The following is a 20,936-nucleotide window of genomic DNA, read 5'->3' on the forward strand; positions in this document are numbered from 1 at the left end:
GAGGGATCAAGCGGTACCCCCTGCTGGCTATAGTCCCCCTCAGAGTTTTTCAAGGATGTTGCGCTTCGGGCCATGGGGGCCCGGTTGCCGGGCGGCATTGGAATCGTTGTATTCCGGCCGTTACATGCATCACAGAAAGAACTCACTGCCATAACAATAATGCACATGGAGTAGCGTCGATGACCTCAGTAAACCAGTTCTGGCGCCGGGCGCGATTGCCCCTGGCCGTCAGTCTCGCCTCTACGCTCGCCGGGCCCGCATTCGGCGTCAGTTTCAATATCGGTGAAATCGAAGGGAGCTTTGACTCGTCGCTGTCGGTGGGGGCGAGTTGGTCGACGGCCAAGCCCAACCGCGACCTGATCGGCGTCAACAACGGCGGCAAGGGCTTGTCCCAGACCTCCGATGACGGCCACTTGAACTTCAAGCGCGGCGAGACGTTCTCGAAAATCTTCAAGGGCATTCATGACCTGGAACTGAAGTACGGCGATACCGGTGTGTTTGTGCGTGGCAAGTACTGGTATGACTTTGAACTCAAGGATGAAAGCCGGGAGTTCAAAGACATCAGCGACAACAACCGCAAAGAGGGGGCCAAGTCTTCTGGCGGCCAGATTCTCGATGCGTTCGTTTATCACAACTATTCGATTGCAGATCAGCCAGGGGCGGTGCGCTTCGGTAAGCAGGTGGTGAGCTGGGGGGAAAGCACCTTCATCGGCGGTGGCATCAACTCCATCAACCCGATCGATGTGTCTGCATTCCGTCGTCCGGGCGCCGAAATCAAGGAAGGCTTGATTCCGGTCAACATGTTCTATGTGTCGCAAACCTTGACCGATAACCTGTCGGCGGAAGCGTTCTATCAGTTGGAGTGGGACCAGACTGTCACGGACAACTGCGGTACGTTCTTTTCGCAGCCGGACGTCGTTTCCGATGGCTGCAGTGACAACCTGCGGGTACTCAACAGTCGACGCTTCTTGCCGGGGGCTGTCCTTCCAGGTCTTGCCGCCAATGGTGTGGATGTCAATAACGAGGGCGTCCTCGTTCGTCGTGGTGCCGATCGTGACGCGCGCGATAGCGGCCAATTCGGTGTTGCCTTCCATTACAACTTCGAGCCGCTGGACACGGAGTTCGGTGCGTACTTCATGAACTACCACAGCCGTGCGCCGATTTTCAGTGCGCAGGGCGCGCCACAGTCTGCTTACACGGGGCCTATCGGGCTTCCAGGCACGTTGCGTCCGCTGGTTGTCGCGGGTAATTCCAACTATTTCATCGAGTACCCTGAAGACATTCGCCTTTATGGTTTGAGCTTCTCCACCACCTTGCCGACAGGCACAGCATGGAGCGGTGAGTTGAGCTATCGCCCTAATGCCCCTGTGCAATTGAGCACCACCGACATTCTCTACGCCGGTGTCACGCCGCTGCCAGGCTACGGGAATGCTTCTGTGTTGAAAGGCAGTCCAGGCCAGGATCTGCATGGCTACAACCGTAAGGAGGTCACCCAGTTCCAGACCACGTTCACGCACTTCTTCGACCAAGTGATGGGCGCCAGCCGCTTGACCACCGTCGCTGAAATCGGTGTGACACACGTGGGGGGATTGGAAAGCAAATCCGAGGCTCGTTACGGGCGTGATCCGGTCTTCGGCCCTGGTACGTTGCCTGGCGGTTTCTGTACTACGCTGAACAACTCGACTGCTCAGGGTGGGGGGCTAGCTAACGCCTCCAGCCTCAATACCAACTGCAATAACGATGGCTTCACCACTGCCACGTCCTGGGGCTACCGCGCACGTGCCATCTGGGAATACCCGGACGTCTTCGCAGGCGTGAACCTCAAGCCAAACGTGGCGTGGTCCCATGACGTCAAGGGTTACTCCCCTGGCCCGGGCGCCAACTTCGAAGAGGGCCGCAAAGCCGTCAGCTTGGGCCTGGATGCCGAATACCAGAACACCTACACCGCCAGCCTGAACTACACCAACTTCTTCGGCGGTGATTTCTCAACGGTGAATGATCGCGACTTCGTTGCTCTGAGCCTCGGCGTGAACTTCTAAGCACACTGCATTTCAGGAAGACCAGAACATGAAAATAACTAAAAGTCTGTTGCACGTCGGTGTGCTCGGGCTGTCGATCCTGGCGAGCAACGTCATGGCGGCAGTCTCGGCGGATGAAGCTGCCAAGCTGGGTACGACCCTGACCCCGATGGGCGCCGAAATGGCCGGTAACGCGGCAGGCACCATTCCTAAGTGGTCGCCGCTGCCGACCAATGCCGGCGCGGTCGATGCCCGTGGTTTCCTGGCCAACCCGTACGCCAGTGAACAACCGCAATTCACCATCACCGCGCAGAACGTCGAGCAGTACAAAGACAAGCTGGCCCCTGGGCAGTACGCGATGTTCAAGCGCTACCCGGACACCTTCAAGATGCCGGTCTACCCGACCCATCGCGGCGCCACCGTGCCGGCCGATGTGTTTGCCGCCATCAAGAAGAACGCCACCAACACCAACCTGGTGTCTGGCGGCAATGGCCTGGAAAACTTTGAAACCGCCGTGCCGTTCCCGATCCCGAAAAGCGGCGTCGAGGTGATCTGGAACCACATCACCCGTTATCGCGGCGGCAGCGTGACCCGCCTGGTAACCCAGGCCACGCCGCAAACCAACGGCTCGTTCAGCCTGGTGTATTTCAAAGACCAGTTCGTGTTCCGCGACAAGATGAAGGACTTCGACCCGAAAAACCCAGGCAACGTGCTGTTCTACTTCAAGCAGCAAGTGACCGCGCCGGCCCGACTGGCCGGGGGTGTGCTGTTGGTGCACGAAACCCTGGACCAGGTGAAGGAGCCGCGCTCGGCGTGGGTCTACAACGCCGGCCAGCGTCGTGTGCGCCGCGCACCGCAGGTGTCGTATGACGGGCCGGGTACCGCTGCCGATGGCCTGCGTACCTCCGACAACCTCGATATGTACAACGGTGCACCGGACCGCTACGACTGGAAGCTGGAAGGCAAGAAAGAAATCTACATCGCCTCCAACAGCTACAAGATCGACGATCCTAAGCTCAAGTACGCCGACATCATCAAGGCCGGCCACATCAACCAGGACCTCGCACGTTATGAGCTGCGCCGCGTCTGGCACGTGGTCGCGACCCTGAAGGAAGGCCAACGCCACATCTATGCCAAGCGTGACTTCTTCATCGACGAAGACACCTGGCAAGCGGCCGTGATCGATCACTATGACGGTCGTGGCCAACTGTGGCGTGTCGCCGAAGCCCATGCCGAGAACTACTACGACAAGCAAGTGCCGTGGTACGCCCTGGAAACGCTCTACGACCTGCAGTCCGGCCGCTACCTGGCCCTGGGCATGAAGAACGAAGAGAAGCAGGCCTATGATTTCGGCTTCACCGCCACCACCAGCGATTTCACCCCCGCGGCCCTGCGCCAGGACGGTGTTCGCTAAATTGCACTAGTGCCTCAATGTGGGAGGGGGCTTGCTCCCGATAGCGGTGTGACAGTCAGCGCATGCATTGACTGGTCCGCCGCTGTCGGGAGCAAGCCCCCTCTCACTTTTTGGTTGTGGCGATATTTCTTGTCGCAGTTATTTTCAGCCAATTGTTGCAAAGATCTACAAACCCTCCGCTTTTACCGCTAGTCTGCGGACATCTGCAATGCCGATAACAGCCTTCTACAAGAGCCCGGCGATGACTGATCTGTCTCGAATCCAGGGGCCTTCCAGCGCGGTCGTCCCGTCCCTGGAAGGTCGCTTCTACAGGCCGCCGCTGCCTGACGGCTACGTGCTGCGCCCCCGTCTGTGCGAACGGCTGAGTGCAGGGCTGGACGGGCGACTGTTGCTGGTCAGTGCACCCGCGGGGTTCGGCAAGAGCTCATTGGCGGTGGAGTTCTGCCAGGGCTTGCCGGCCCATTGGCAAAGCCTGTGGCTGGGCCTGAGCCCCCGGGACAACGACCCTGGCCGTTTCCTCGAGCGCCTGCTCGACGGGCTGCAACAATACTTCCCGCAAATCGGCGCCCAGTCCCTGGGGCTGCTGAAAATGCGCCAGCGTCATCAACCCTTTGCCTTTGAAGAATGGCTCGATGGCCTGCTCGATGAGCTGACCGTGCATTTGTCCACGCGCACGCCGCTGTTGCTGGTACTGGATGACTACCATCTGGCCCAGGGCCCGGTACTGGATCGCTGCCTGCAATTTTTCCTCAATCATTTGCCCGATGGCCTGGTGGTGCTGGTCACCAGCCGCCAGCGCCCGGACTGGCACCTGGCGCGCCTGCGCTTGTCACGCCATCTACTGGAGCTGCATGAACAGGATCTGCGCCTGACTCACGACGAATCCCTGGCCGTGCTGGATCGCCACAGCAGTTCATTGCGTGGCGAGGCGCTGGATAACCTGATCCGCCGCAGCGAGGGTTGGGTCGCCGGGCTGCGTTTCTGGCTGCTCGCCGCCTCCGAGGCCGGTAACGAAGGCTCTTTGCCGCAAAGCCTGCACGGCGGGGAAGGGCTGATCCGTGATTACCTGCTCGAAGAGGTGATCGATTGCCTGCCGCCCGAAGTGCAGGCCTTTCTGTTCGATACTGCCCCTCAGGAACGCTTTTGCAGCGAGCTGTGCGACGCCGTGCGCGAAGCCCATGACAGCGCGGAAATCCTGCGCTACCTGCAAGCCCACCAGGTCTTTCTGGTACCTCTGGACGAGCAGGGTCACTGGTACCGTTACCACCATCTGTTTTCGGACCTGCTGCGCACGCGCCGCGCCACCAGCACCGCGCTGTTACCGGCGGCCAGCCTGCACCTGCGGGCCTGCCGCTGGTTCAATGCGCAAGGCTTGATCGATGAGGCGGTGGAACAGGCATTGCGTGCCGGCCATCTGGATGTGGCCGCCAACCTGGTACAGAACCTGTCCGAAGAGCAACTGCTGGCCGAACAGAACGTCGGCATGCTGCTGCGCTGGAAAATGGACTTGCCCGATAGCCTGCTGATCAGTACACCCCGGTTGATCGTGCTCTATAGCTGGGCCCTGGGGCTGGCGTGCCAGTTGGATGCGGCGGAAGAGTTGTCCAGTTACCTCAGTCGCTTCCTGCCGGCACCGTCGGCCACGGCGCAGAAGTCGATGCTGGCCCAGTGGCTGGCGCTCAGCGGGATTATCGCCCGTGGCCGCGGTGACCGCGAATTGACCCAGCGTTATTGCAGCGAAGCCTTGGAAAGTTTGCCGCAGCGTCGCTATGGCCAGCGTCTGATGTGCCTGTCGACCTTGTCCAACCTGGCCATTGTCGACGCCGACCTGTGGCGCGCCCGCGGCCTGAACCGCGAGTCCCTGGAATTGGCGCAGCGGGTCGGAAACCCGCTGTTCGAAGCGCTGGCCCATTACGACCGTGCGCGAGTGTTGCAGGCGCGCGGCGAAATCCTGCGTTCCCTCGATGAGGTTCGCCAGGGCCTGCAACGCCTGCAGGGCCTGGCGCCGCAGCGGTTGTACGCCGTGCGTGCGCGATTGTCGCTCTATGAAGGTTATTTGCTGTTGGCGCGCTATCAGCCTGAGGCCGGCCTTGCTCGTCTGCGGGCCGGGCTGGTTGAAGCGCGCGCCTGTCGCGACATCAGCGTACTAATCGGCCATTGTGTGATCGCCAACTTCGAAGGGCGCCGCAACGACTTCCCCAAAGCCTTCGCCGAACTGGCCGAGGCCGAGCGCTTGATGCACATCTGGGACGTGCCGCCGATCTACTACCTGGCGATGATCACCCTGATCAAATGCGAATTGTGGCTGGCCCAGGGCCGCACCGACCTGGCTGATGCCTGGCTGACGCGGCTGGGGCAAACCTACAATGGTCAACACGCGGCTGCCGCGCCGGAGTTTCATCCGCACCTGCCGCAACATATCGGGCTGCAACAGGCCGCCCTCGATGCGATTCGCCATCAAGCGGATGCGGCGTTGGAGCGTCTCGAAGACCTGGCGCAACAGGCGCACAACAGTGGGCGACAAATGATTGCGCTGATGGCGCTGACCCAGCAGGCGCAACTGCTGCTGGAAAACGGCCAGGAAGCCAAGGCGCGGCCGGTGTTGGCGCGGGCGCTGGAGGCCGGCTCGGGAGGGGCATTGCAGCCGTTCCAGCGTTTGCTCGAAGGTTACCCGCAGTGGATGCGCGAACAGCTTGGCAAGGACCCTCACGGCTTGCTGAACCAGAGCCTCTTGGCGCTGCTGCCGGCCGTTGCGGTCGCGGAGCCGTCGCCTGGTCATGAAGTCCTGAGCGCCCGTGAATTGGCGGTGCTGCAATTGATCGCCCAGGGGTGCTCGAACCAGGAAATCAGCAACCGCCTGTTCATCTCCCTGCATACGGTCAAGACCCACGCCAGCCATATCAACAGCAAGTTGGGGGTGGAGCGACGAACCCAGGCGGTGGCGCGGGCGCAAGAGTTGAGGTTGATTGGCTGAAACGTAAACCTTACGGCGGGCGAGCTTGCCCGCGTTGGGCTGCGAAGCGCACCCAGTCTGGTTTAATAGTGCAATTATTTTGGCGATGCTCGCCGGAAAACGATAATTCATTTGCACTGGAGGACCGCCCATGACCACCGCCAAGCCGACTCTCATCCGTGAAACCTTCCCCGTCGGCCCGTTGCAGTGCAACTGCACCATCATCGGTGACCCCATCACTAAAAAAGCCATCGTGGTCGACCCCGGTGGCAACCACGAATTGATCCTGGCGCGCCTCGATGCACTGGGCTTGAAGGTGGTGAGCATCATCCACACCCATGCCCATCTCGATCACTTCCTCGCCTCCGGCCAGTTGAAGGAGAAAACCGGTGCCACCCTGCACCTGCACAAGGATGATCAGTTTCTCTGGGACAACCTGGAAATGCAGTGCCAGATGTTCGGTGTGCCCTACACTCCGGTGCCTTCGCCAGACCAATGGCTGGTCGATGATGAAGCGTTGGCCTGCGGCTGTGGCGTAGCGCTGCACACGCCGGGGCACACACCCGGTTCGATGAGTTTCTGGTTTGCCGATGCCAAGCTCCTGATTGCTGGCGACACCTTGTTTCGACGTGGCGTAGGGCGAACGGATTTGTGGGGCGGTGACCAGGCGGCGATCGTGCGTTCGATCAAGCAGCGGCTCTATACGTTGGATGAAGGCGCGACGGTGGTAACCGGTCACGGCCCGGATACGCGGTTGGGGGATGAGATGCGTGAGAATCCCTTTGTGCGCGCGTAATGGGGCAGGGGACGTCGGTAGTCCAGCTTTCGGCGCTGTGGTGTCTGGAGAATTGCTGTAGCAAAAACACAGGTCGCGTTCAGCCTGCTTCTGCTACGGTTTCTGTAGCGGTAATCCTGGCCAGTTTTTTGTTACAGCTCTGGATGCGGTTGCGGAATTTTTACCGTTTGTCGCGTTCCAAACTCGGCACAGGTCCATTGCCTATGTCCTCTGCACCACAGAATGCAAAAGTAGGAGCTTCCTTCATGTTCACTCCGCGTCGTCTGCTTGTTGTCGCTACTGCCGTAGCCCTGTTGTCTGGCTGCGCTTCACCTAATCCATATGACGGCAGCCAGGGACAGGCAAATAATGGATCGCAAGGCGGCATGAGTAAAACCGCCAAGTACGGCGGCCTTGGTGCCCTGGCCGGCGCACTGGCCGGTGCGGCCATCGACCATAACAACCGTGGCAAGGGCGCGCTGATCGGCGCGGTGGTTGCCGGTGCAGGTGCGGCTGGCTATGGCTACTATGCCGACCAGCAGGAAAAGAAACTGCGCGAAAGCATGGCCAATACCGGGGTTGAAGTTCAGCGCCAGGGCGACCAGATCAAGCTGATCATGCCGGGCAATATCACATTTGCCACCAACTCGGACGCGATCTCCAGCAGCTTCTACCAGCCGCTGAACAACCTGGCCAACTCCCTCAAGCAATTCAATCAGAACACCATCCAGATTGTCGGTTACACCGACAGTACCGGCAGCCGTCAGCTGAATATGGACCTGTCCCAGCGTCGCGCGCAGAGCGTGGCCAACTACCTGACCTCGCAAGGCGTCAACGGTGCCAACCTGAGCGCACGCGGTGCCGGTCCGGATAATCCGATTGCCAGCAACGCCGACGTTAACGGCCGTGCGCAGAACCGTCGTGTCGAAGTGAACCTCGGTCCGATCCCTGGCCAGCAGTACGGCCAGCCTGCAGGCCAGCAACAAGCGCCCCAGCAGAACAATCAATTCCAGGGCAATCCGTACCAGCAGTACCAATAAACGCCGGCCACTAAAAAGGGCGCTGTGCAGTCAATGCACAGCGCCCTTTTTATTGCGTTCAGATCAGTCGATGTATTCAAACACCTTCACAATTTTCTGCACGCCTGACACACCTTGCACCAGGTTGGCCGCGCGGGTCGCTTCCGCCTGGGTCAGCAAGCCCATCAGGTAAACGATACCGTTGTCGGTGACGACTTTGATGCGCGAGCCAGGAATCGCGTTATCGGTCAGCATCTGCGCCTTGATCTTGGTGGTCAGCAAGGCATCGTTGCTGATAGCCAGCAGGGTGATCGGGTCCATCACCTGCAATTCATTGTGCACCTTCTTGACCCGTTGAACGGCCGAGGCCGCTTGTTCGGCCTGGGCTTTCAGGTCGGCGCGCGGTGTTTGCCCGGCAAGCAGTACCACGCCGTTGAAGCTGGTCACGACGATACGCGACGCGCCGTTGCCCAGGTCTGGCGCGGCCTTGGCGATGTTGACTTCGACCTTTGTTTCGATCAACGAGTCGTCGATCTTGCTGCCAAAGGTACGGGTGCCCTTGTCGTCCTGGATGGGGGTGTCACGTGTCGCAGTGATTGCCGTGCTGCACCCGCTGATGCTGAGGCATAGCGTGATGGCCAATAGGCTGAGGCGTTTAACGGTCATTCTTCACTCCCGAACAGTTGGCTGTCGATCAGATCGCACAGGCAGTGGATCGCCAGCAGATGGACTTCCTGAATACGTGCGGTGACAGTGGCCGGGACGCGAATCTCCACATCCTCGGGCAACAGCAGCGACGCCATGCCGCCGCCATCGCGTCCGGTCAATGCTACGACAATCATTTCACGATCATGTGCGGCCTGGATCGCCTGAATAATATTCGCCGAGTTGCCGCTGGTGGAAATCGCCAGCAACACATCACCCGGTTGGCCCAGGGCACGGATTTGCTTGGAGAAGATTTCGTTGTAGCTGTAGTCGTTGGCGATCGAGGTGATCGTCGACGAATCTGTGGTCAAGGCAATGGCCGGCAGGCTCGGCCGCTCGCGCTCGAAGCGGTTGAGCAGTTCGGACGAGAAATGCTGGGCATCGCCGGCCGAACCGCCGTTGCCGCACGAAAGCATTTTGCCCTCGTTGAGCAAGGCATTGACCATGACCTGACTGGCTTGCTCGATGTGCGGTGCAAGTACGTCCATCGCCTGTTGCTTGGTGTCGATGCTGGCCTGGAAAAGCTGGCGAATTCGGGATTGCATGTCCATCTGTGTGACCTTAAGTAGCGCGGCTGTTTGGCACAGGTATGTGCAGCCCGCAAAGCAAAGAGCAAAAGTGTGTGGTGAAAATGTCCGGCGAATCAGCTGTCGAAGGCGTCTTTGAGCCAGGTCAGATCAGCAAGGCCTGCCGGTGTGCTTTCCATGGCAACCACATCGAAACGGCAGGGGGAGTCAGACCAGCGGTGCTCCTTGAGTAGGAAGTACTGCGCGGCGAGTATCAGCTTCTGACGCTTGCGCCCGTCAATACTGGCGAGCGCGCCACCCCATTGTGCGTGTTTTCTGTAGCGGACTTCGACGAATACTACTGTATCGCCGTCAAGCATGACCAGATCAAGCTCGCCGCGTTTACACAACCAGTTCTGCGCCAGAAGGCGCAGACCCTGTTGTTGCAGGTATTTCAGAGCTTGAAGTTCGGCATCCTTGCCGCTTTTTGCGCTGGACCGCTCAGGCATCAGCGTGGAGTATCAGGCAGGCGCTGGACCTCGCCGCCAACGAATTTCGCCCATGGCATCTGGCGGTCGACGCGCTGGTTGGGGCTGATACCCAGGCTGCCCGAAAGGCCATCAACCCGTGTATCCGGCAGGGCCTTGAGCTGACCCAGGCGTGGCGCCAGGCGGTAGGCATCGACACCCATTGCATACAGGCGGCCGAGGCTGCCATTGGCTTGTGGCCATTGCGCGGCGACCTGGTTGCGCAGCGGGTCGGTGGTGTTGAGCAGCCAAGGGGTTTCGCAGAACATCACGTTGGTCATGTCCAGGTACTGGTTCTTGTCGCCGCTGGCACTGAATACGTGGGACGTGGCGTACACCGGTACATCACCGGCGTATTGGAAGTTAAGGGTCGGCTTGATCTGCTGGGCCAGTTGCGGGGTCACGGCCAGGAAGATGAACTCGATGTCCTGGCGACGCGAAGGTTGCGCGGCCACGTCGGTGCCGACGGTGCTTTGCAGGCTCTTGGCGCGGCCTTCGCTTTTGCGCAGTTGGAACAAGTCGGCGATCTGCTGTGCAAGGGCGACCGGCTGGTCGACGTACTCGACGCCTACGACGGTGCCGCCATTGGCTTCCCAATCCTGACGGAAGGCTTTGTAGACGCGCTCGCCCCATTCGCCACGCGGCACCATGGCAGCGGCGCGGTGCAGGCCATCGGCACGGGCGCGACGTGAGACTTCGCGGGCTTCGTCTTCAGCGGCCAGGCCGAACTGGAACAGCTGGGCCGGGCTTTGATCGGTCTCGCTGTAGTTCAGTGCCAGGGTGGTGATCGGTAATTGCGGACGTGCGCTGAGCTGTTTGACCAGTGGTTTTTCCAGCGGACCGACGACCAGTTGCACGCCGGCAGCCTGGGCCTTGGCGTAGAAGTCGTCGAGGGAGGTCAGGCGCGAGCTGTCGTAGAACTCGATCACCGGCGGTCGCTGGCCGGCTTGCTCGGCCTGGTAATGCGCAGCCATGAAACCTTCACGCAGCGCCTTGCCGACGGACGCCAGCGGGCCTTCCTGTGGCAGCAGCAGGGCGATCTTGTTCAGGGGCTGGCTGGCGAGTTCCTTGAGCTTGGTCAGCGGGGTTGGCAGTTGCACGGCCGCCGGGTGCCCTGGGTTCTGCGCGCGCCAGGTGTCGATCGCCGCCTGTTGTTGCTCCAGGGTGCCAGCGCCCTTGACGGCCTGGGCCAGGGTGATCCAGCCGTCCATTGTCGGGTTGCCGCTGGCTTGCAGTTGCTCGGCCGGGAGTGCGGCAATCAACGTCCAGATGGCTTCGTGGTTGCTCTTGGCGGCATCACCGCTGAGCAATGGCGCCATGGCCACACGCTCGCGAGCCGCGGCCAGGGTCTGGCCATCGGCTTCATAGGCGCGAGCGTGCACGGTGCCGGTCCGGATCTGCTGCTCGGGCGGCAGGTCCTTCAGGCTTTGCAGGCTAGGGTGGTTCAGGGCGGTCAACGCAGCCTTGGGCTGGTTGCGCGTCATCGCCAGTTCGGCGGCCAGGGTGCTGGCAAAGATTTGTGCGGCGGGTTTGAGAACATCCAGCGGCACCTGCGCAAGGATCTGCGACGAGCGGCCGGGGTTGTTCTGGCGGTAGGCCATGTCAGCCGCACTCAGGCGCAGCAAGGCCGCCTTTTCTGGCGTCTTGGCGGTGGTCGCCTGTTCGAGCAGTTGCTCGATACTGGCATCCGGGGTCCGTGGAAGGTCGCCAAGGCTGGACGAGGGCGAGCTGGCGCAAGCGGCCAACAAGGCAGCGAGGCAGAGGGCGGAGAGCAGCCGCAGGCAAGCGATCATGTAAGTGTCCTGATACCGATCAAATTAGCGTGGAATTGTACCCAAGCACTGGCCCAGGCGCGATGTTACTGGCGTGAAACTGTCGATTTAGGTCGTGTAAATGTTGCGATTGGCTGTGCACGGCTGAAAAGGCATCGGCTTCGATGGCATATTTTCAAGGCGTCTACGCGCTACAATGTGGCTTTTGCCAACCATCGAGGTGTGCGTTTTGACTGCTCCAGGTCCTTTGAATTCCACTGCAGGCTCGCTTTTTGTCGTGGCGACGCCCATTGGCAACCTGGACGATATCAGTGCGCGGGCGCTGAAAGTGTTGCGCGACGTTAAATTGATCGCGGCGGAAGACACCCGGCACTCCCAGCGTCTGATGCAGCATTTTGGTATCAGCACGCCATTGGCTGCGTGCCATGAGCATAACGAGCGCGAAGAAGGCAGTCGTTTTATCACGCGCCTGCTGGCAGGTGATGACGTGGCGCTGATCTCCGATGCCGGTACCCCGCTGATCTCTGATCCGGGTTATCACCTGGTTCGCCAGGCGCGTGCTGCGGGTATCAATGTAGTGCCTGTTCCGGGCGCATGCGCGCTGATTGCCGCTTTATCGGCAGCTGGATTGCCCTCCGATCGTTTTATTTTCGAGGGCTTCCTGCCGGCCAAGGCGGTCGGGCGTCGTGCTCGGCTCCAAGCGTTAAAGGAAGAGCCGCGTACATTGATCTTCTATGAGGCTCCCCACCGTATTCTGGAATGCCTGCAGGATATGGAGCTGGTGTTCGGTGGTGAACGCCTTGCACTGTTGGCGCGGGAGATTACCAAGACCTTCGAGACCCTCAAGGGCCTGCCGCTGGAAGCGTTGCGCGCGTTTGTCGAGGGTGACAGCAATCAGCAACGAGGCGAATGCGTGGTGCTGGTGGCGGGCTGGAGTGCGCCAGAGTCCGAAGACGCGGTGGGCAGCGAAGCCATGCGCATCCTTGATCTGTTACTCAAGGAAATGCCCCTTAAGCGCGCGGCAGCCCTGGCGGCGGAAATTACCGGGGTGCGCAAGAATGTGTTGTATCAAGTTGCGCTGGATAAACAGAAAACCGAATAGTTCCGGGGGTAAGCCGGTATTTCGTCTGAAGGTGATGGCACTGCTATGCTTTTAGTACTTGTCCTAAGTCCCTCGTGCCGTTAACCTGCGCGGCGGAGAGTCGATTGGACAGTCGCTGCCTTCTATGAAAATTAGGAGGGGGAGGAAAGTCCGGGCTCCATAGGGCGAAGTGCCAGGTAATGCCTGGGAGGCGTGAGCCTACGGAAAGTGCCACAGAAAATAACCGCCTAAGCACTTCGGTGCCGGTAAGGGTGAAAAGGTGCGGTAAGAGCGCACCGCACGACTGGCAACAGTTCGTGGCTAGGTAAACCCCACTTGGAGCAAGACCAAATAGGGTCCCAAGGCGTGGCCCGCGCTGGGACCGGGTAGGTTGCTAAAGATGTCCAGTGATGGCCATCGTAGACGAATGACTGTTCAAGACAGAACCCGGCTTATAGATCGACTCTCCACCTTTTTCCTTCTGTCCGAATCTCGGGCAGAAAACCGGTAGTAACGCAAGAATCCCTCCCTGCTGAATCATTGGCAGATGCATCTTCGTAATACCAAAAAAATCTTATTCTTAATAAATTACATTAACTATGAGCCATAGCTCTTTGAGCTATTTGTGCTTGTTGGGCCCAAAACATCGCCGAACTCTGGTTTCTCCTCCCTTTACGCTCCTAAATCTCCGTTCTGTAAGGCTTTTCCTTGAATCCGCGCCTTGACGGTGTGGTGGCCGCATTCCTATAGTGTGCGCAAGTGGCGGAAAGTGGCACAAAGTGGGTTTTTTGAACGTAAAACGCTAAAATTTGGAGAAACGCATCTGTGTTTCGCGGAGCTAACGCTATCAGTCTCGATGCAAAAGGCCGTCTCGCCATGCCGAGCCGGTATCGTGACGAGCTCATTTCGCGAAGTTCCGGGCAGTTGATTATCACCATCGATGCCGTTGACCCTTGTTTGTGTGTTTACCCGCTCGATGAGTGGGAGTTGATTGAAACCAAGTTGCGCGCTTTGCCTTCATTGCGTGAAGAGAACCGCCGCCTGCAGCGTTTGCTGATTGGTAACGCCGTCGACCTCGAGCTCGATGGCAGCGGTCGTTTCCTGGTGCCTCCGCGTCTGCGCGAGTACGCCAAGCTGGATAAGCGCGCAATGCTGGTGGGCCAACTGAACAAGTTCCAATTGTGGGACGAAGATGCCTGGGACGCTGTTTCTGCAGCGGACCTGGCTGCTATTCAACAACCGGGCGCCATGCCTGATGAACTGCGTGATTTGATCCTGTGACTATTGATAGCGGCTTTAACCACATCACCGTACTGCTTGACGAAGCCGTTGAGGCTCTCGCCGTACGCGCGGATGGCTGCTATTTGGATGGCACCTTCGGCAGAGGCGGGCACAGCCGGTTGATACTCAGCCAGCTCGGGCCCGACGGCAAGCTCCTCGGATTCGATAAAGACCCCCAAGCGATTGCCACCGGGCAAGCGCTAGCGGCCGAAGACGGCCGCTTTGTCGTTGTGCAGCGCAGCTTTGCCGAGCTGGGCGCGGAAGTTGCCGAGCGCGGCATGGCGGGCAAGGTGGCCGGGGTTTTGCTCGACCTGGGCGTGTCTTCGCCGCAGCTCGATGATCCGGAGCGCGGCTTCAGCTTCATGAACGACGGCCCGCTCGACATGCGCATGGACCCGACCCGTGGTGTCAGTGCTGCCCAGTTCATCGCCACCGCGCCAGTGGAAGAAATCGCCCGCGTGTTCAAGGAATACGGTGAAGAGCGCTTCGCCGGGCGCATGGCCCGTGCCGTGGTCGAGCGTCGGGAAATCCAGCCGTTCGAGCGCACCGCCGACCTGGCCGAAGTGCTGAAAGTCGCCAATCCTGCCTGGGAAAAGGGCAAGAACCCGGCTACCCGCGCATTCCAGGGCCTGCGTATTCACGTCAACAACGAATTGGGCGATCTGGAAGCCGGCCTCGAAGCCGCGCTGGAAGCCTTGGAAGTGGGTGGTCGCCTGGTGGTGATCAGCTTCCACTCCCTGGAAGACCGTATCGTCAAACTGTTCATGCGCCGCCTGGTCAAGGGCGAGTCCGACAACCTGCCGCGCAACCTGCCGGTGCGTTTCGAAGCCTTCGTGCCAAAAATCAAAATCCATGGCAAAGCGCAGTTCGCTTCCGAAGCCGAACTCAAGGCCAACCCACGTTCCCGTAGCGCTGTCATGCGTGTCGCGGAGAAGTTGCGGTGAGCAAGCTTTTCGCCAAGCCCCTTCCGGGCGGCAGCTTTTTTATGCTGCTGCTGTTTATCGGCGTGCTGGTGTCCGCGATTGCGGTGTCCTACAGCGCCCACTGGAATCGTCAACTGCTCAACACCCTGTACGGGGAATTGAGTGTGCGTGATAAAGCCCAGGCGGAGTGGGGCCGGCTGATTCTGGAGCAGAGCACCTGGACGGCCCACAGCCGTATTGAAGTGCTGGCGACCGAGCAACTGAAAATGCACATCCCGGGCGCGGCCGAAGTTCGCATGGTGGCGCCATGATGAAGCTCGAAGGTGCACTTTACCCGTGGCGCTTCCGTCTGGTGCTGGGCTTGTTGGCCCTGATGGTCGGCGCGATCGCCTGGCGCATCATCGACCTGCAAGTGGTTGACCGCGACTTCCTGATTGGCCAGGGCGATGCCCGCAGCCTGCGGCATATTCCGATTCCTGCGCACCGTGGCCTGATCACTGACCGTAACGGCGAACCACTGGCTGTCAGTACCCCGGTGACTACCCTGTGGGCCAACGCCAAGGAACTGCAGGTGGCCAAGGACAAATGGCCGCAACTCGCCGCCGCCCTGGGCCAGGACCCGAAGGCCTTGGCCGAGCGCCTGGAAGCCCAGGCCAATAAAGAGTTCATCTACCTGGTGCGCGGCCTGACCCCCGAGCAGGGCCAGCAGGTGCTCGACCTTAAAGTCCCCGGTGTCTACGGCATCGAGGAATTCCGTCGTTTCTATCCGGCCGGTGAAACCACCGCCCATATGGTGGGTTTTACCGACATTGATGACCATGGCCGCGAAGGTGTGGAGCTGGCCTACGATGAATGGCTGGCCGGGGTCCCCGGCAAACGACAGGTCATCAAGGATCGGCGCGGCAGACTGATCAAGGATGTCCAGGTCACCAAAAACGCCAAGGCCGGTAAGCCCTTGGCGTTGTCGATTGACCTGCGCCTGCAATACCTGGCCAACCGCGAGCTGCGCAACGCGATCATCGAGAACGGCGCCAAGGCCGGCAGCCTGGTGATCATGGACGTGAAGACCGGCGAGATCCTCGCCATGGTCAACCAGCCGACCTACAACCCGAACAACCGTCGCAACCTGCAACCGGCGATGATGCGCAATCGTGCAATGATCGACGTGTTCGAGCCAGGTTCGACCATGAAAGCCATCTCCATGAGTGCTGCCCTGGAAACCGGCCGCTGGAAGCCCAGCGACAAGGTCGAGGTGTATCCAGGCACCCTGCAGTTGGGCAAATACACCATTCGTGACGTGTCCCGTACCGAAGGGCCGGTGCTGGATTTGACAGGTATCCTGATCAACTCCAGTAACGTGGGCATGAGTAAGGTGGCCTTCGATATTGGTGGCGAAACCATCTACCACCTGGCGCAAAAAATCGGCCTGGGCCAACCCACCGGCCTCGACTTCCCGGGTGAGCGCGTCGGCAACCTGCCGAACTATCGCGACTGGAAAAAAGCCGAGACGGCCACGCTTTCCTACGGCTACGGCCTGTCCGTCACCGCCATCCAACTGGCCCACGCCTTCTCGGTGCTGGCCAACAATGGCCGCATGGTGCCGCTGAGCCTGATCCACGTTGACGAAGCGCCGAAAGCCACCCAGGTGATCCCGGAAAACGTCGCCAAGACCATGCAAGGCATGCTGCAACAAGTGATCGAAGCGCCGCGCGGTGTATTCCGCGCCCAGGTGCCGGCGTATCACGTGGCAGGCAAGTCCGGTACGGCACGTAAGACGTCGGTGGGTACCAAGGGTTACGCCGAGAACTCCTACCGCTCGCTGTTCGCCGGCTTCGGCCCGATGAGCGACCCGCGCTACGCCATCGTGGTTGTGATCGATGAACCAAGCAAAGCCGGTTACTTCGGTGGCCTGGTATCGGCGCCGGTGTTCAGCAAAGTGATGTCGGGCACCCTGCGCCTGATGAACATCACGCCGGATAACCTGCCGCCGACCCAACAAGCGAACGCCGGACCACCGGCCGCTGCTGCCAAAGCCAATGGAGGGCGCGGCTGATGTCCTTGAGCCTGAACAAGATTTTTGCCCACGCCGGTCGCGATCTGCTGATTCGCGAGTTGAGCCTGGACAGCCGCAACGTACGCGCCGGGGACCTGTTCCTGGCGGTGCCGGGTGGCAAGTACGATGGCCGTGCGCATATCGCCGATGCCTTGCAACGCGGTGCGGCGGCCGTGGCCTATGAAGTGGAAGGCGCGACCGTGCTGCCGATCACTGACGTGCCGTTGATTCCGGTCAAGGGCCTGGCCGCGCAGCTGTCGGACATCGCCGGGCGTTTCTATGGTGACCCGAGCCGCCACTTGAACCTGATTGGCGTGACCGGTACCAACGGCAAGACCAGCGTGACCCAATTGGTCGCCCAGGCCCTCGACCTGTTGGGCCAGCATTGCGGCATCGTCGGCACCCTCGGCACGGGCTTCTATGGCGCGCTGCAAAGCGGCCTGCACACCACGCCAAACCCGATTGCCGTGCAAGCGACGCTGGCTGACCTGAAAAAGGCCGGAGCCAAGGCGGTCGCCATGGAAGTCTCGTCCCACGGCCTGCATCAGGGGCGTGTGACGGCCCTGGCCTTTGATGTGGCAGTGATGACCAACCTGTCCCGCGATCACCTGGACTACCACGGCACCATGGAGGCCTACGCCGCCGAGAAGGCCAGGCTGTTTGCCTGGAATGACCTCAAGTGCCGGGTGGTCAACCTGGACGATGCCTTTGGCCGCCGACTGGCTGCCGAGGACCACGAAGCTCGCCTGATCAGCTACAGCCTGGAAGACGCCAGCGCGTATCTGTATTGCCGCGAAGCCCAGTTCAATGACGAAGGCGTGCGTGCCACGCTGGTGACGCCACAAGGCGAACACCATTTGCGCAGCACCCTGCTCGGGCGCTTCAACCTGAGCAATCTCCTCGCCGCTGTCGGCGCATTGCTTGGCCTGGATTACGCCCTGGATGAAATTCTGCGCGTGCTGCCGAAGCTGGAAGGCCCCGCTGGGCGCATGCAGCGTCTGGGTGGGGGCACGCAGCCGCTGGTGGTGGTCGATTACGCTCACACCCCGGATGCGCTGGAAAAGGTCCTGCTGGCCCTGCGCCCCCACGCCAAGGGCAAGTTGCTCTGCCTGTTTGGCTGTGGCGGTGACCGTGACCGTGGCAAACGCCCGTTGATGGCTGAAATCGTCGAGCGTCTGGCCGATGGTGTACTCGTCACCGACGACAATCCGCGCAGTGAAGACCCGAGCCAGATTTTCGCTGACATCCGCGCAGGCTTCCAGGACGTGTCCAAGGTTGCCTTCGTCGCCGGTCGTGGCGCGGCCATTGCCCAATTGATCGCCAGCGCCAGCGCTGACGACGTGGTGGTCCTGGCCGGTAAAGGCCACGAGGATTACCAGGAAATCAACGGCCAACGCCATGCCTTCTCCGATCTGGTCGAGGCTGATCACGCCTTGACTGCCTGGGAGGTCGCCCATGCTTAAAGCCATGAAGTTCAGCGAACTGACCCAGCCCCTGTCGGGCCGTGTGCTGTCCGGTGATTGCAGTTTCAATGGTGTCAGCATCGACAGCCGCGCAATCAAGCCGGGCCAATTGTTCGTCGCCCTGGCCGGGCCGCGTTTCGACGGTCACGACTACCTGAATGAAGTCGCCGCCAAAGGCGCCGTCGGTGCTTTGGTGCAGCGCGAAGTGGCGGATTCGACCTTGCCGCAATTGCTGGTGGCCGATACACGCCTGGCCCTGGGCCAGCTCGGGGCGCTGAACCGTGCTGCCTTCGATAAACCCGTGGCCGCCATCACCGGTTCCAGCGGCAAGACCACGGTCAAGGAGCTGCTCGCCGGTGTCCTGCGTACGCGCGGGCCGGTGCTCGCTACACGTGGCAACCTGAACAATGATTTCGGCGCACCGTTGACCCTGCTCGAACTGGCCCCGGAACACACGGCGGCGGTGATCGAACTGGGCGCTTCGCGCATCGGCGAAATCGCCTACACCGTGGCGCTGACCAAACCCCACGTCGCGATCATCAACAACGCCGGAACTGCCCATGTGGGCGAGTTCGGCGGCCCGGAGAAAATCGTCGAGGCCAAGGGGGAAATCCTCGAAGGCCTGGATGCCTCGGGCACCGCTGTATTGAATCTGGACGACAAGGCCTTCGAGACCTGGCGTGTACGTGCCGCCGGTCGCAAGGTCCTGACGTTTGCCGTGCTGAACGCCACGGCCGATTTCCATGCATCCGACATCACCGTCGATGCCCGTGGCTGCCCGTCCTTTACCTTGCACACTCCGCAAGGGCGTGAGCATGTGCAGTTGAATCTGCTGGGCAACCACAACGTCGCCAACGCCTTGGCTGCCGCCGCTGCCGCTTACGCCCTGGGCGTTTCGCTGTTCGGTATCGCCACCGGCCTGGGCGCGGTACAGCCGGTCAAGGGCCGCACGGTGGCGCAACTGGCGACCAACGGCATGCGCGTGATCGATGACACCTATAACGCCAACCAGTCCTCGGTCTGCGCCGCCATTGACCTGCTCAAAGGCTTCGACGGGCGCAAGGTGCTGGTGCTGGGCGACATCGCCGAACTGGGCGATTGGGCCGAACAGTCCCATCGCGAAGTCGGTGTCTACGCCAGCGACAAAGTCGACGCCCTCTACGCCGTTGGCCCGCACATGGCTCACGCCGTCGCGGCCTTCGGCCCTGGCGCGCGGCATTTCGCGACCCAGGCCGAGTTGATCCAGGCGCTGGGCGTGGCTGAACACGACAAACACACAACCATTTTGATCAAGGGATCGCGCAGCGCGGTGATGGAAAACGTCGTCGCGGCCTTGTGTGGCTCAAGTACGGAGAAACATTAATGCTGCTGCTGCTGGCTGAGTATCTGCAACAGTTCCACAAAGGCTTCGCGGTCTTTCAGTACCTGACCCTGCGCGGGATCCTGGGTGTGCTGACTGCGCTGTCTTTGTCGCTGTTCCTGGGGCCGTGGATGATCCGCACCCTGCAGAACCTGCAAATTGGTCAATCGGTTCGTAATGACGGCCCGCAGTCGCACCTGTCCAAATCTGGCACCCCGACCATGGGCGGTGCATTGATCCTGTCGTCCATCGGCATCAGCACCTTGCTCTGGGCTGACCTGCACAACCGCTACGTGTGGGTGGTGTTGCTGGTGACCCTGTTGTTCGGCGCTATCGGCTGGGTCGATGACTACCGCAAAGTCATCGAGAAAAACTCCAAAGGGCTGCCAAGCCGCTGGAAGTATTTCTGGCAGTCGGTGTTCGGCCTTGCCGCTGCGATCTTCCTCTACACCACCGCGCCAAGCGCCGTGGAAACCACCTTGATCATCCCGATGCTCAAGGACGCCAGCATTCCACTGGGCATTGGCTTTGTCGTACTGACGTACTTCGTCATCGTCGGCTCCAGCAACGCGGTGAACCTGACCGACGGCCTCGATGGCCTGGCGATCATGCCGACGGTGATGGTCGGCGGTGCGCTCGGCATCTTCTGCTACCTGTCGGGTAACGTGAAATTCGCCGAATACCTGCTGATCCCCTATGTGCCGGGTGCCGGTGAACTGATTGTGTTCTGCGGCGCATTGATTGGTGCGGGCCTGGGCTTCCTGTGGTTCAACACCTATCCCGCACAAGTCTTCATGGGTGACGTTGGCGCATTGGCGCTGGGCGCGGCCCTGGGCACCATCGCGGTGATCGTTCGCCAGGAAATCGTGCTGTTCATCATGGGCGGTGTGTTCGTAATGGAAACCCTGTCGGTGGTCATCCAGGTGGCCTCCTTCAAATTGACCGGGCGCCGCGTGTTCCGCATGGCGCCGATTCACCACCACTTTGAACTCAAGGGCTGGCCTGAGCCGCGCGTGATTGTCCGTTTCTGGATCATCACCGTGATTCTGGTCCTGGTCGGCCTTGCCACCCTGAAACTGAGGTAGA

The 20,936-nt window shown here is 60.6% G+C and carries 17 protein-coding genes and 1 other RNA gene; 14 read left to right on the top strand and 4 right to left on the bottom strand.

Annotated features, from left to right (window positions below):
- Positions 1–179: 179 nt before the first annotated feature.
- From P2T68_RS06215 to P2T68_RS06235, 5 genes are all read left to right on the top strand, one after another.
- Complete coding sequence (locus P2T68_RS06215) at positions 180–2,039, top strand: DUF1302 domain-containing protein (RefSeq protein WP_024073503.1); 1,860 nt, start codon at positions 180–182, stop codon at positions 2,037–2,039.
- 28 nt (positions 2,040–2,067) lie between these two features.
- Positions 2,068–3,432 (top strand): DUF1329 domain-containing protein, encoded by a 1,365-nt coding sequence (locus P2T68_RS06220; protein ID WP_277379156.1) that lies wholly within the window; start codon positions 2,068–2,070, stop codon positions 3,430–3,432.
- 241 nt (positions 3,433–3,673) lie between these two features.
- Positions 3,674–6,406, top strand: coding sequence for a LuxR C-terminal-related transcriptional regulator (locus P2T68_RS06225; RefSeq protein WP_024073505.1), 2,733 nt, complete (start codon positions 3,674–3,676; stop codon positions 6,404–6,406).
- 130 nt (positions 6,407–6,536) lie between these two features.
- Entirely contained in the window at positions 6,537–7,181 is a 645-nt protein-coding gene (locus P2T68_RS06230; RefSeq protein ID WP_024073506.1) for an MBL fold metallo-hydrolase, read from the top strand.
- A 245-nt stretch (positions 7,182–7,426) separates the two neighbouring features.
- Positions 7,427–8,200, top strand: coding sequence for an OmpA family lipoprotein (locus tag P2T68_RS06235; protein WP_024073507.1), 774 nt, complete (start codon positions 7,427–7,429; stop codon positions 8,198–8,200).
- A gap of 63 nt (positions 8,201–8,263) precedes the next feature.
- On the opposite strand, the gene P2T68_RS06240 is transcribed toward P2T68_RS06235, so the two are convergent.
- The 4 genes from P2T68_RS06240 to P2T68_RS06255 all read right to left on the bottom strand — a co-directional run bounded on the left by P2T68_RS06240 (position 8,264) and on the right by P2T68_RS06255 (position 11,710).
- Positions 8,264–8,845: a BON domain-containing protein gene (locus tag P2T68_RS06240; RefSeq protein ID WP_102624400.1), complete on the bottom strand. Its 582-nt coding sequence runs from the start codon at positions 8,843–8,845 to the stop codon at positions 8,264–8,266.
- Positions 8,842–9,435, bottom strand: a complete 594-nt coding sequence (locus P2T68_RS06245; protein WP_024073509.1) for a phosphoheptose isomerase — start codon at positions 9,433–9,435, stop codon at positions 8,842–8,844. The genes P2T68_RS06240 and P2T68_RS06245 overlap by 4 nt, the downstream gene beginning before the upstream one ends.
- Before the next feature lie 92 nt (positions 9,436–9,527).
- On the bottom strand, positions 9,528–9,899 hold the full coding sequence (locus P2T68_RS06250; protein ID WP_024073510.1) for a YraN family protein: 372 nt from the start codon (positions 9,897–9,899) through the stop codon (positions 9,528–9,530).
- Entirely contained in the window at positions 9,899–11,710 is a 1,812-nt protein-coding gene (locus P2T68_RS06255; protein ID WP_102624399.1) for a penicillin-binding protein activator, read from the bottom strand. Before P2T68_RS06255 ends, P2T68_RS06250 begins: the two co-directional genes overlap by 1 nt.
- Before the next feature lie 175 nt (positions 11,711–11,885).
- Between P2T68_RS06255 and rsmI the strand changes: the two genes are divergently transcribed.
- The 9 genes from rsmI (at position 11,886) to mraY (ending at position 20,935) form a co-directional block, all read left to right on the top strand.
- Complete coding sequence (gene rsmI / locus P2T68_RS06260) at positions 11,886–12,791, top strand: 16S rRNA (cytidine(1402)-2'-O)-methyltransferase (protein WP_024073512.1); 906 nt, start codon at positions 11,886–11,888, stop codon at positions 12,789–12,791.
- A 96-nt stretch (positions 12,792–12,887) separates the two neighbouring features.
- Positions 12,888–13,241: RNase P RNA component class A (gene rnpB, locus P2T68_RS06265), an RNA gene on the top strand.
- A 354-nt stretch (positions 13,242–13,595) separates the two neighbouring features.
- Positions 13,596–14,051, top strand: coding sequence for a division/cell wall cluster transcriptional repressor MraZ (mraZ, locus tag P2T68_RS06270; protein WP_003171868.1), 456 nt, complete (start codon positions 13,596–13,598; stop codon positions 14,049–14,051).
- Between the two features lie 2 nt (positions 14,052–14,053).
- On the top strand, positions 14,054–14,995 hold the full coding sequence (rsmH, locus tag P2T68_RS06275) for a 16S rRNA (cytosine(1402)-N(4))-methyltransferase RsmH (protein WP_085989259.1): 942 nt from the start codon (positions 14,054–14,056) through the stop codon (positions 14,993–14,995).
- Complete coding sequence (ftsL, locus tag P2T68_RS06280) at positions 14,992–15,285, top strand: cell division protein FtsL (RefSeq protein ID WP_003171871.1); 294 nt, start codon at positions 14,992–14,994, stop codon at positions 15,283–15,285. Before rsmH ends, ftsL begins: the two co-directional genes overlap by 4 nt.
- A complete protein-coding gene (locus P2T68_RS06285) occupies positions 15,285–17,027 on the top strand; it encodes a penicillin-binding protein 2 (protein WP_168232483.1) in 1,743 nt (580 codons plus the stop codon). The genes ftsL and P2T68_RS06285 overlap by 1 nt, the downstream gene beginning before the upstream one ends.
- Positions 17,027–18,490 (top strand): UDP-N-acetylmuramoyl-L-alanyl-D-glutamate--2,6-diaminopimelate ligase, encoded by a 1,464-nt coding sequence (locus tag P2T68_RS06290; RefSeq protein WP_024073514.1) that lies wholly within the window; start codon positions 17,027–17,029, stop codon positions 18,488–18,490. Before P2T68_RS06285 ends, P2T68_RS06290 begins: the two co-directional genes overlap by 1 nt.
- On the top strand, positions 18,483–19,853 hold the full coding sequence (gene murF / locus P2T68_RS06295; RefSeq protein ID WP_102624398.1) for a UDP-N-acetylmuramoyl-tripeptide--D-alanyl-D-alanine ligase: 1,371 nt from the start codon (positions 18,483–18,485) through the stop codon (positions 19,851–19,853). Before P2T68_RS06290 ends, murF begins: the two co-directional genes overlap by 8 nt.
- Positions 19,853–20,935, top strand: a complete 1,083-nt coding sequence (gene mraY, locus P2T68_RS06300; RefSeq protein ID WP_003171875.1) for a phospho-N-acetylmuramoyl-pentapeptide-transferase — start codon at positions 19,853–19,855, stop codon at positions 20,933–20,935. The genes murF and mraY overlap by 1 nt, the downstream gene beginning before the upstream one ends.
- Position 20,936: the final 1 nt, after the last annotated feature.

This window comes from Pseudomonas sp. G11 (genome assembly GCF_029457515.1).
GTDB lineage: Bacteria > Pseudomonadota > Gammaproteobacteria > Pseudomonadales > Pseudomonadaceae > Aquipseudomonas > Aquipseudomonas gorinensis.

Coding starts and splice junctions, on each gene's coding strand:
- P2T68_RS06230 (WP_024073506.1), top strand. CDS start 6,537: ATGACCACCGCCAAGCCGACTCTCATCCGTGAAACCTTCCCCGTCGGC.
- P2T68_RS06290 (WP_024073514.1), top strand. CDS start 17,027: ATGTCCTTGAGCCTGAACAAGATTTTTGCCCACGCCGGTCGCGATCTG.
- murF (WP_102624398.1), top strand. CDS start 18,483: ATGCTTAAAGCCATGAAGTTCAGCGAACTGACCCAGCCCCTGTCGGGC.
- P2T68_RS06245 (WP_024073509.1), bottom strand. CDS start 9,435: ATGGACATGCAATCCCGAATTCGCCAGCTTTTCCAGGCCAGCATCGAC.
- P2T68_RS06215 (WP_024073503.1), top strand. CDS start 180: ATGACCTCAGTAAACCAGTTCTGGCGCCGGGCGCGATTGCCCCTGGCC.
- P2T68_RS06255 (WP_102624399.1), bottom strand. CDS start 11,710: ATGATCGCTTGCCTGCGGCTGCTCTCCGCCCTCTGCCTCGCTGCCTTG.
- P2T68_RS06220 (WP_277379156.1), top strand. CDS start 2,068: ATGAAAATAACTAAAAGTCTGTTGCACGTCGGTGTGCTCGGGCTGTCG.
- rsmI (WP_024073512.1), top strand. CDS start 11,886: ATGTGGCTTTTGCCAACCATCGAGGTGTGCGTTTTGACTGCTCCAGGT.
- P2T68_RS06250 (WP_024073510.1), bottom strand. CDS start 9,899: ATGCCTGAGCGGTCCAGCGCAAAAAGCGGCAAGGATGCCGAACTTCAA.
- P2T68_RS06225 (WP_024073505.1), top strand. CDS start 3,674: ATGACTGATCTGTCTCGAATCCAGGGGCCTTCCAGCGCGGTCGTCCCG.
- P2T68_RS06235 (WP_024073507.1), top strand. CDS start 7,427: ATGTTCACTCCGCGTCGTCTGCTTGTTGTCGCTACTGCCGTAGCCCTG.
- P2T68_RS06240 (WP_102624400.1), bottom strand. CDS start 8,845: ATGACCGTTAAACGCCTCAGCCTATTGGCCATCACGCTATGCCTCAGC.
- P2T68_RS06285 (WP_168232483.1), top strand. CDS start 15,285: ATGAAGCTCGAAGGTGCACTTTACCCGTGGCGCTTCCGTCTGGTGCTG.
- mraY (WP_003171875.1), top strand. CDS start 19,853: ATGCTGCTGCTGCTGGCTGAGTATCTGCAACAGTTCCACAAAGGCTTC.